Origin of the sequence: Massilia sp. DWR3-1-1 (assembly GCF_049898325.1) — a bacterium.
GTDB lineage: Bacteria > Pseudomonadota > Gammaproteobacteria > Burkholderiales > Burkholderiaceae_D > JAFCUW01.
In genome coordinates this window covers 132,766-141,864 of sequence record NZ_JAFCXL010000015.1, presented here as the reverse complement: position 1 = coordinate 141,864, position 9,099 = coordinate 132,766, and the positions used below count along the sequence as shown (strand labels likewise).

10 protein-coding genes are annotated in these 9,099 nt (G+C 54.2%); 7 read left to right on the top strand and 3 right to left on the bottom strand.

Going from position 1 to position 9,099, the window contains the following annotated elements:
- The 4 genes from ACP7EY_RS16760 to ACP7EY_RS16745 form a co-directional block, all read left to right on the top strand.
- On the top strand, positions 1–389 hold a 389-nt coding region (locus tag ACP7EY_RS16760; protein ID WP_426195559.1), incomplete at its 5' end, for a hypothetical protein.
- Between the two features lie 24 nt (positions 390–413).
- Entirely contained in the window at positions 414–857 is a 444-nt protein-coding gene (locus ACP7EY_RS16755) for an HAD domain-containing protein (protein WP_426195557.1), read from the top strand.
- A gap of 694 nt (positions 858–1,551) precedes the next feature.
- Positions 1,552–1,752: a BPSL0761 family protein gene (locus ACP7EY_RS16750; protein ID WP_426195555.1), complete on the top strand. Its 201-nt coding sequence runs from the start codon at positions 1,552–1,554 to the stop codon at positions 1,750–1,752.
- A 664-nt stretch (positions 1,753–2,416) separates the two neighbouring features.
- Positions 2,417–2,929, top strand: a complete 513-nt coding sequence (locus ACP7EY_RS16745; protein ID WP_426195553.1) for an HAD domain-containing protein — start codon at positions 2,417–2,419, stop codon at positions 2,927–2,929.
- Positions 2,930–3,042: 113 nt separating this feature from the next.
- On the opposite strand, the gene ACP7EY_RS16740 is transcribed toward ACP7EY_RS16745, so the two are convergent.
- The 3 genes from ACP7EY_RS16740 to ACP7EY_RS16730 all read right to left on the bottom strand — a co-directional run bounded on the left by ACP7EY_RS16740 (position 3,043) and on the right by ACP7EY_RS16730 (position 5,463).
- The gene (locus ACP7EY_RS16740; RefSeq protein ID WP_426195551.1) at positions 3,043–3,582 is read right to left on the bottom strand and encodes a hypothetical protein; all 540 of its coding nucleotides are present in this window, start codon (positions 3,580–3,582) and stop codon (positions 3,043–3,045) included.
- A 223-nt stretch (positions 3,583–3,805) separates the two neighbouring features.
- Positions 3,806–4,105 (bottom strand): helix-turn-helix domain-containing protein, encoded by a 300-nt coding sequence (locus ACP7EY_RS16735; protein WP_426195549.1) that lies wholly within the window; start codon positions 4,103–4,105, stop codon positions 3,806–3,808.
- Between the two features lie 392 nt (positions 4,106–4,497).
- Positions 4,498–5,463, bottom strand: a complete 966-nt coding sequence (locus tag ACP7EY_RS16730; RefSeq protein ID WP_426195547.1) for a plasmid replication initiator TrfA — start codon at positions 5,461–5,463, stop codon at positions 4,498–4,500.
- 1,583 nt (positions 5,464–7,046) lie between these two features.
- On the opposite strand from ACP7EY_RS16730, the gene ACP7EY_RS16725 reads away from it, so the two are divergent.
- The 3 genes from ACP7EY_RS16725 (at position 7,047) to ACP7EY_RS16715 (ending at position 9,042) form a co-directional block, all read left to right on the top strand.
- Positions 7,047–7,286, top strand: coding sequence for a hypothetical protein (locus tag ACP7EY_RS16725; RefSeq protein WP_426195545.1), 240 nt, complete (start codon positions 7,047–7,049; stop codon positions 7,284–7,286).
- 512 nt (positions 7,287–7,798) lie between these two features.
- Positions 7,799–8,458: a DUF1819 family protein gene (locus tag ACP7EY_RS16720; RefSeq protein WP_426195543.1), complete on the top strand. Its 660-nt coding sequence runs from the start codon at positions 7,799–7,801 to the stop codon at positions 8,456–8,458.
- Positions 8,455–9,042, top strand: coding sequence for a DUF1788 domain-containing protein (locus ACP7EY_RS16715; protein WP_426174908.1), 588 nt, complete (start codon positions 8,455–8,457; stop codon positions 9,040–9,042). The genes ACP7EY_RS16720 and ACP7EY_RS16715 overlap by 4 nt, the downstream gene beginning before the upstream one ends.
- Positions 9,043–9,099 lie beyond the last annotated feature (57 nt).

Below are 9,099 nucleotides of genomic sequence, written 5' to 3'. Positions count from 1 at the left end.
CTGAATTTCCACATACACCTCGTTGGGTTTCAAGGCTGCTCCGCAAAGCAGCCATCTTCTCAAATCGGTGTATCAGTTTTCAATCGCTGCTGTGTATCAGTTTACAACCGCTGCTGACACTGGACGAATTTTGTGCATTGGCCGGTGTAGGAAAGTTGTCGGGCGAGGGCATGAGGCGATTGTTAACCGAGGGCCAGCGGGTTCTCGGCTGTATCGAGTTTGTTGACACCGGCGCACGTGATAAAAAAGACATGCCCTGGGGAAGCTCGCCGATGTTCGGTTTTGTCTCCGCCGATGACGAGCGCGTGTCGTTCGAGGTTTTTAATTTCGTACTGCATGATTATGTGCTGTGCAGAGTGCTTGCTCTGACCCCAACACAGCGGCAGTAACATCGACTGGAGATTGCATTTAACATGCTCTTGTTCTTGGACATAGACGGGGTTCTCCATCCACACCTCAATTACCGTCAAGACCTGCTTTTCTCGAGTATGCCGTTGCTCGAAGACGTGCTACGGGCGCAGCCTCGCGTCGAAGTGGTCATAAGTTCGACATGGCGCACGACACGGACAGTTCAAGAACTTCAATCCCTGTTTAGCGTGGACATCGCGCCTCGAATTGTTGGCAAGACGCCGCATTGGCAAGACCTCCAGGATGAGACTGCTTACGGCACTTACGTGCGCCAGGCTGAGATAGAGGCGTGGCTAAGGAGCGCCGGCCGTCCATGGGAATCCTGGGTCGCGTTAGACGACCAAGCGAGCCTATATCGTCCGTTTTGCCGGAACTTGGTGTTGACCGACTCTGAGACGGGACTCACTATTGAGAATTGCGTTCGGTTGGCCGAGCGCCTAATCGACTGACTACCGGTCCGAGCCTGGGGGGCAGCGAGCTGTGCGGCCAACCCGATTCGCGTGTGGTACTTCCATGAAAGCGGCGGATAAGTGCCGCTGCATATCGGGACGTTCGGGCCTAAGCGTTTAAATGGAGTTCCGCCAACTTACATGCCCCACTTAATCACTGGCGACTAGATGCGGCCGCTTCGAGGTCGCACATTTCCAGCAGCGCGTCCGCAACACACGCCAATGATTTGCGCTTTGCGGCTTCTAGCCTGGTGACCCACGGCTTTCAGGAGGGCCTGGCGATGAGCATGTGCAAGGCCGCAGGTCACGAGCGGCTTGCGGTCTTCGGTCCAAGCTGGACTCTTGGTGTCACAACGGCTACATCGTGGTCTCAGGACAACGGAGAGTATATCGCGCAATGTCGAATTTGCCAACGCAAGTTCGGAATCCGTTGTCGCCATTAAACACGGGTGATATGGTCAATCGAGAGGTGCCGTGAGCCTTCTGATTGCCTGGCAGGGTTTATCGGAGGGACCGGCGCGCGCGGTCTAATACCACGAAAGGGCAATTTTCAACTCATCAGCTTCAGTCCCGACGCCGACTGCCGCAGACCAAATCCGACATTTAATTGCTCCAGAAAGGGAAGCAGGAATAATTCCGAGCCGAGCAAGTGACGACTAGGTCAGACCTTTTCAATTTTTTATTGAGATTACAGATGACTATGCCGTATGAGCGAACTTCAGCAGTTCTACAGACGAGAAAATTTCTTAACGAACTCGCTTACTCCCAAAGCACCAACATTCCGCAGGAAATAGCGTCAGAAGCCCATCGGCTGCTTCGGCACTACCCCAACGATGCTGACATGAAGCTCACGTCACTCGCCATCGCGGAGATTTGGCAGATGCCTACTCCGTGAACCCAATCGCCTCGGGTAACTGTGCTGCGTGATGCTGTGAGGTGACAAGGCCTCTGCAGCCCGTTTATACCGCGAGCTGTGGAGCGTGTCGGAATGTCTCTCTCCGCAGCTCGCAGTGTGGATTGTTTAGTTGCAGAGCGCTTCGGCGATGAGGTATTCGGAGGCTGGATAGCTTGGAATTGGTAGCAGAGAACGTCCTCACACAACGAAGGAGCATTGTGCAGTCTCCGACACTTTCGACCGACCGAAGCGCTCTGGACCAAGAGCTAAAGGCCTTGGGTCAACTCATCCGGGGCCAGCGAATCCGGCGCCGGCTCCGCTCGGTTGACGTGGCAGCGGCCGTAGGAGTGTCAACATTTGTGCTCGCGCGCGTTGAGGCGGGCAAGCCAATCCGTACTGATTCGCTGCTCAAAATATTGCACGGCCTCGGCCTGGTCATGGGAGGCCGAGGATGGCTGGAGCACGTACACCAAGCGGAGGGCTCGACGCTGGAGTCGGACCTGCAATCTGTGCGTGATATTCCCGAACACGAATTACCGATTTTTTACGCGTCTCAACTTCGGATTACGCCGCTGCGAACACCGGAGGATATTAGGCGTGCGATGTCAGAAGGACGATTTGCGGAGATGACTCCAAACCTGGCTGGATATGATGACGATGAGAAATGAGCGACGATAAAGACCTACAGCAAGACCCTCTCTGGGTCTGCTACTGTGACTTCGATGGTGTTACCCATGACGACGCGGTGTACTCTTCGCGGCACGGTGGCATACACATACGTACTCCAGGCAGAACCCTATTCGAGTGGCTACCTATTCTCGAAGAATTGCTTGCCCCATACCCTGACTTGAAAATTGTCTTGAGCACCTCCTGGGTGCGAGTGAAAGGTTTTGAGTTCGCGAAACGTCAGCTAACCCCGGGTTTGCAGTCAAGGGTCATCGGCGCTACATTTCATAAAAGAGAGACACAGAAATTCGACTTCGACAACATGTCGCGAGGCATGCAAATATGCGCTGATGTGCGGCGCCGAAAACCGACGCGCTGGTTCGCGATTGACAATGATGACCATGCTTGGCCTGCTTGGTGCCGGGACCATCTCATCAAAACGGAAGACCGGCTCGGGCTGAGCGACCTTGGTGTGCAATATGCGATTCGGAAGGTCTTGGCTTCGTACTGACGTCTACGAAAATATCCCTTTCAGGCGGGCGCCCCTCGTTCCACTGCGAAGCGAGGGCGCTAGAGTCGGCGTTAGAACGCTCCTGGCGCGGGCCTTAGCGGCGCAGCTATGCATTAGACGACGGCAATTGATGCTTCGGCCGCCATTGCTTCTGTGATGTGGTACTCCGCGTATTCCTGAACAAGCGGCCATTCTTCCTTCAGATAGCGCAAGGCCGGCTCGACGTCTTCGCAGCTCAGTTCAAAGTCGTCGATGTTTGTGATGCCCATCGTCATCAAGTCCGTCGCTGATGCGTACCCGAGCAAAATCGTGGCAGATATGCTGTCGGCAACAAGTTCAGCATCGTCGATTCCGTCACGCAAAATTTCTTCTGCTACCAAGCCAGCCATGCCGATTAATGCCCTCCAGTTGTCGGGTAGGTCGACTGCGGGAAACCCGGCCCTCTTTGCTGCGTCGTGCATCTGTTGCGGACAAACGCGAGTGCGAAACTGTCCGCGCCAAGCTTGCTCGTCCGGATTGCCACTTTCATTTTTCCAGATGAGGATGTCGCCGTCTCCGCCAAAGCGACGGCAGATAATTCTGTGTCCGGCTTCATGGTATGCCGCATTGCGCAGTTCGAGCATTGCGATTTGTTCTTTTGTCAGTTCAGACATGTCTTTGTTCCATAGTCTAGGGACAGAAGTATAGTGTGACGCGAGCAGCATGATTTGGACGCTGCGTGGCCGGGTAACTGCCGCGACGGGTCGCAATGATGACGGCGAGGAGATAGGACCTAGTGTGAGACCGGTGTTTCTTTCCGACCTTACTGGCCAGGACCTGCCTAGTGCCCGGTTGTGCCGGCATCCCTCAAAGCTTTGGAAGGCCATCCTATCCGGATTATGTTTTCGACCTACTTAGCTCAAGGTCTTGCAGTTTTCGGCCCAGCACGTCATCGCGGCCGATTGCGTCGACGTCTCCATCAAGCCCCAAGACACCCAGCGCACGCAGGTACGTCCCCATGGCGATTGTGGGGTCGCCATTTTCCAGGCGCCGCAAAGTTTCGCGAGACACGCCCATGCGTTCGGCAAAGAGCTCAGTGCCTATCGACCGGCGGCGGCGTGCCAACCGCAGACGCTCGCCTAAGTCGGCCAGCTGTTTGAGCGCGGTTGGGAACATAGCGAGAGTTTTCTTGGTCATGCCACATATATTAGCCAAATTTATAGAAATCGGCCATTTAATATGGCATTGTCGGCGTTAATGAATTGCAATTCAAACATTTCCAGACCGCTCTGTTACTCGTAAAAAGCTGTTTGGGAGAGCGCGGTATCAAGAGTTCTCATCACTTTTGAGAAGTCCCAAATGTGATGATACTTCTTGATACCAGAACATAGCTCTTGGTAAAACAAATTTCTGCCGGTCCGGGGAGCGCCTTGGTTGGTGAGATGCAACCAAGGTTGAAAATTCCCTATAGACACTTGTGTCGGGTATGGCGCGTAAGGTGGGCTGCGAGGCTTACGAACTTGATGCTTTCTCAAAGCTCACGAGAATTGTGATGCAAATGTAGCCGAATTGCCACCACCCAAGCGTTATCAAACTCGGCGCGCGTCCCAGTTGCAGCGAATAACAAGAAGATTCATTCCATCATTTGAGAAGTGGTAATCACTGACTCTGCTGCAGATTGGCGTCTGCTCATTCTTCAGCTTGTCCAAGGAGCTGACGAGACTGGCTTTGAAGTTGCCCATGTGCGACTCGTAGCCTGACAGCAGGTGCAGCGTCACGATTGGGAGCCAGCAGGGGCCGGAGTGACCTGCGTAGAAGGCCGCCAGCCAGCCTAGCAAACCGTCGTAGCCGACGGCCTCTTCGTCTACTGCAGTCCAGGCGCCAGGCCCGAACAATTCGGCAACTGAGACGGTCACCCTCAGCAATAGCATGTCGCTGCCTTTAAAGTCCCCGCCGGCCTCGCCGTCTTGAAAGCTTACAGCCAGCAACTTGGGCAGCTCAAGGTTCAATCGGTCGAACCGCATACGCAGCTGAGCAAAGCTTAGACGAAGTAGACTAGCCCGGACGGCTTTGTGAGTATTTAGCCCGTAGCTGCCCCCCATCCGGCGTGTGAATTCATAAAATGACGTTCGGATGTGTTGTTGGGATTCTTCTGGAGAAAGCGGCATCTCTCTGTAGTAGTCTAGGCAGGTAGCATAAACTTGGCGGTCAAATTGACAGAGCTCGTAACCACTGAAAGTTAGGGTCATGTTCTTAAACGAAGCAATCTCCTTCCCCGCGACCAAGAGGGTCGGGTCGCCCGAGAGCACTCTCGCACTACCGGCCTGAACACGGCGGCCAGCGGAAAAAAGGGCTGAGCGCAAGAAGGCGTTAGGAAGAATCCGCGCCATGGCGGACCATGTTGGCAAATAGACATCTGCTCCGCGACGTGTCGCTTGACGGCATCGTGACTTTCCCAATTCTTCACCTGTAGCGTTCGGCGGGACAACGGCGATGGCTGGCTCGACCGCTTCTTTCTTGGACTTGCGCTCGATGTTGTCTGCGATTTTGCTCAAGCGCTCTGCAGCGCTCAGTACGGTTGATTGCCGGTCGGGCGCCGCGGTAAGGGCCGCGCTAGCAGTCAGACTCGCCAACGCCCGAAGCTCGGCGACGTTGCATTGAACGGTTTTAGGTATTTGCCGATTATTCATTTTGCTGCTCAGCCAGATGAATAAAGCGCTCCATCAGAATTCGAATCATCTCGGAACCGGTTGTTCCTCGTTTTTCGCATTCAGCATAGAACTGTTTGTGAATGAGACAAGAAACTCGAATACCGAGTTGGATAGTGCTAGCGGTAGAGCAATTGGATGCTTTGGAGTTCATGAGAAAATTAAATATTATCGAGAACTAATGTATAGGAAAAAACCTTGCGTGTTTGTGTGTTAGCTGCCGATGCAGGCGTATACAAAGAAAATCGCTGAGAATATAAGCGAATATTTATTTTCAACAACATGTCGCAAGCTTGACTTCCACATTAAATTTTTTTGACGTCCGCAGTGCTAACACCTGACTTCCGCATTGCGCTTGCTTGACGTCCACATCGTTTTCTCAGCTCCTACTATGAATAACTACCCTTGAAAACGCTGAGTTATTGCGTATATACGCGCCTCCCTAGTAGTTGTAGACTTTGTAGTATGGTTAGCTGTGTAAGTGGGCTTGGAAAGGTGGAGAGGCTTCTCCCCATAGTTTTTGAGGAGCTGGGCTGCTAGGTGTCAACAGCGGTTGTATACGAAACAAGCAGCAATTGAAAACTGAAACATCGATTTATGCAGACGGTAGCCATGAGGAAGCTCATGCACCATAAATTCTTCGCCGGCTGCTGCTGGCCTGGCTGCCCGACCTATCCTTCCAGTAGCAACTGAAAAGCGATGCCTTGCGCCTAAAGGATTGCGTGCGCTCGGGCTACGTTTTCAAGGGAAGTTGAGCTTTTTAGGTTTGCTCTTTGGGCAGCCAAGGAGGGGCAGTAGCGACACTCGAGAAACTAGCCTCGAAGCTCCTCCTTTTAAGAGTGTCGTACCGCATTAAACCAGAAGCTCTGATGCAGGGCTTCGACATCATCACTGGGGTCCTCGCAGGTACGTATCACGATGAGCTCGTGGACAACGGATAGAGCGTTTCCGCAGCTGGTTCCAAGTAGTGGACGCGACGGTGAGCCGGTGCGCAGCCAAGCTGTGCGCGTAGGCTCGACAAACGGGCAGTACATCATGAGTCGCACGGGAGAGGAGGGCGCACTGAGTGGGTTGAGCGGGACACTCGTGAAGCTCTGGCGTTCAAGCTGATTCACTCGTGTGACGCATGACGGAGCCGGATGTGACCCCGTGGGTAGGGAGCCCACAATTGGCCACTGGCAACATGTTAAACGAAGGCACGATGACCGTCGCGCCGATTAACAAGCCCCAGCTCGATTTCGCCGAAATGAATGGTCTTGTGCTCGGCTATATGCCAATCCCAAAGCCACCCAACATCAGTGCCGATGGGCGTTCGCCAAGCGAGAGTGCATCTTGGGCCGGTTGAAAGCCGTCGCTGCTGCCTGGGCCACCGATGCACATACCAGGTCTAGTTCAACTACGACACGACCAAGCGGCCGCCGGAGTCGTTCATGAACAAGGACGTGGCGTCCGTTCGGGAGACTATTTGGGATGAGTTCGTAGCATCCGGCGCCAAGTCAGCCGGAACGGCTTTCGGTGTCGCAGCCGACTACTCCGGCAACTCGCTTAGCGCGCTTGGAATCTTGGTCGGGGGTTTGAACTGCGACGGCGAGGTCGATTTAGAAGACCCGAAAATCGCCGCCGCAAAGGTCAGAGATGTTGCTGGCGCCGCGGCTGCGGAGCTCGGTTAATCAAGCAAGAGCGCTCTGCAGTCGAAGCCCGTCCCAGACGCCTCTGCTGACGCGGTGGTCGCCGGTGTTCTGACATCAGTGATTCCAAGGCCGATTATTAGCACTCTGACCAGAGCCAGTGTGGGCGCAGCGCTCGGTGCGTACCAGAGCATCGGCAAGAAGTGACTTGCCACGTTTACGAGTGGCGACGCAACTCATTCGGAAGATGAACATTTATGCCAACGTTTTCTCCGTTTCGCACTTTTCCCGCGGCTGGTCACATGAGGCAGCTTTCGCCTTGGTGTCAAAAATCAAAAATGAGCTGTGTACTATTCAATAAGTTGAGCGGTGTTCTGTAGGCTCGGCGCTGTAGGCTCGGCGGCAACCTTTTCAAACATAGTGGCGCCCCGATGCTACGAATCTTGCTAAATGATGAGTATTGGTGAGTTTTTTCCTCCGAGCAATATGCTATTGTTATAGCAATACTCAAGCGCCGACCACGTTGCGTTCGCTCAAGGCCTTCAGTTAAACTGGTGGCTTCAGGAAATAATTTTGGAATTCATGAAGCACGCAGTATCTATAACAATTTTTGCATCAGCATGACCTGCTATAACGCGGAAATTTCCGCCGGGTCATTGTTGCCGCTTGAGAGCAGGCGTGTAGCCAGTTTGCTCCTGACAAACCCCGACTCTTTTGCATGGCAGAATGCCATTGAGACAGAAAACATCCTGCAGAAGAGGACACCAGCTACCGCTCGCCGGCAAGCAAGGCTTCTGCGCCGTCGTTTGATTGGGCTGGAGCCGACGGCTTGGGAAATGATTGCCGAGCGGGAGAGCGAAGTTGTCGTCCAGTTGTTGATGGCCGCGGCTGTCAAGCACAGCCAGCTTTTAGGTGACTTTATGCTCCGCGTCTATGCAGACCGCCAGCGCCGTCTCGAACCGACCCTGGCTCCATCGGACTGGCAGGATTTTTTAGCTGAATGCGCACACCATGATGCCGCCGTAGCCGGTTGGTCAGACACAACTAAAGCCAAACTGTTCCAGGTCATTGTCCGTATCTTGGCGGAAGCGAAGTACCTCAAGAGCGCGCGTTCGATGATGTTGACACCGCAATCCCTGCACCCCGATGTGCGACGGTACCTGAGCGCGCACGATGAAACCTATGTCCTTGACTGTCTGGAACGTGCGAGATGAATCTGAGCTTTGACGAACGCCTCAACCAAATCCTGCCCCGCGTTACCTCGCGGGATTTCCTGGACAGCAAAGGCTTGGGCAATGAAATCGGGTTCTGGATTTTCGACTATCCGCCCGAGCGCGAGCTGGACATGCGCAGCTTTCTCTATGGCACCGTATTGCCTGCGTTGACAAAAAAGGTGCCAGCCCTGCGGGCCGATACCGTCGATTTGCTTCAACTGGTGACAGGGTTGCTGGAGGAACGCAATCTGCTCGACAAGACCATGGACATGCAGCTCAGGAACGGCGATGACAGCACGTTGACGGCGCTGCGCTCGGTACTTAAAGAAGACAAGATTGCGCAGAAAATCGCCTCCCAGCACGACATCCCAAATCTCGACCTTTTGATTTTGACCGGCGTTGGCTCTGTGTACCCGATGCTCCGCACGCACACATTGCTGTCCGCTCTGCACCCCATCATGGGCAACACGCCTCTGCTGATGTTTTTCCCCGGCCGCTACGACGGGCACTCGCTACGGCTGTTCAATTCGCTGGCCGAAGACCACTACTACCGCGCCTTCCGTCTGGTGCCAGAAACCACTTAGCAGCCCGCTCAGGCAGTTTAGACAGCCGCGGCAGCACACCCCAGTCAATCAGGAAAC

Excerpts from the sequence above, each read along its gene's own strand:
- ACP7EY_RS16745 (WP_426195553.1), top strand. The coding sequence starts at position 2,417 with ATGAGCGACGATAAAGACCTACAGCAAGACCCTCTCTGGGTCTGCTAC.
- ACP7EY_RS16750 (WP_426195555.1), top strand. The coding sequence starts at position 1,552 with ATGACTATGCCGTATGAGCGAACTTCAGCAGTTCTACAGACGAGAAAA.
- ACP7EY_RS16725 (WP_426195545.1), top strand. The coding sequence starts at position 7,047 with ATGAACAAGGACGTGGCGTCCGTTCGGGAGACTATTTGGGATGAGTTC.
- ACP7EY_RS16755 (WP_426195557.1), top strand. The coding sequence starts at position 414 with ATGCTCTTGTTCTTGGACATAGACGGGGTTCTCCATCCACACCTCAAT.
- ACP7EY_RS16735 (WP_426195549.1), bottom strand. The coding sequence starts at position 4,105 with ATGACCAAGAAAACTCTCGCTATGTTCCCAACCGCGCTCAAACAGCTG.
- ACP7EY_RS16715 (WP_426174908.1), top strand. The coding sequence starts at position 8,455 with ATGAATCTGAGCTTTGACGAACGCCTCAACCAAATCCTGCCCCGCGTT.
- ACP7EY_RS16740 (WP_426195551.1), bottom strand. The coding sequence starts at position 3,582 with ATGTCTGAACTGACAAAAGAACAAATCGCAATGCTCGAACTGCGCAAT.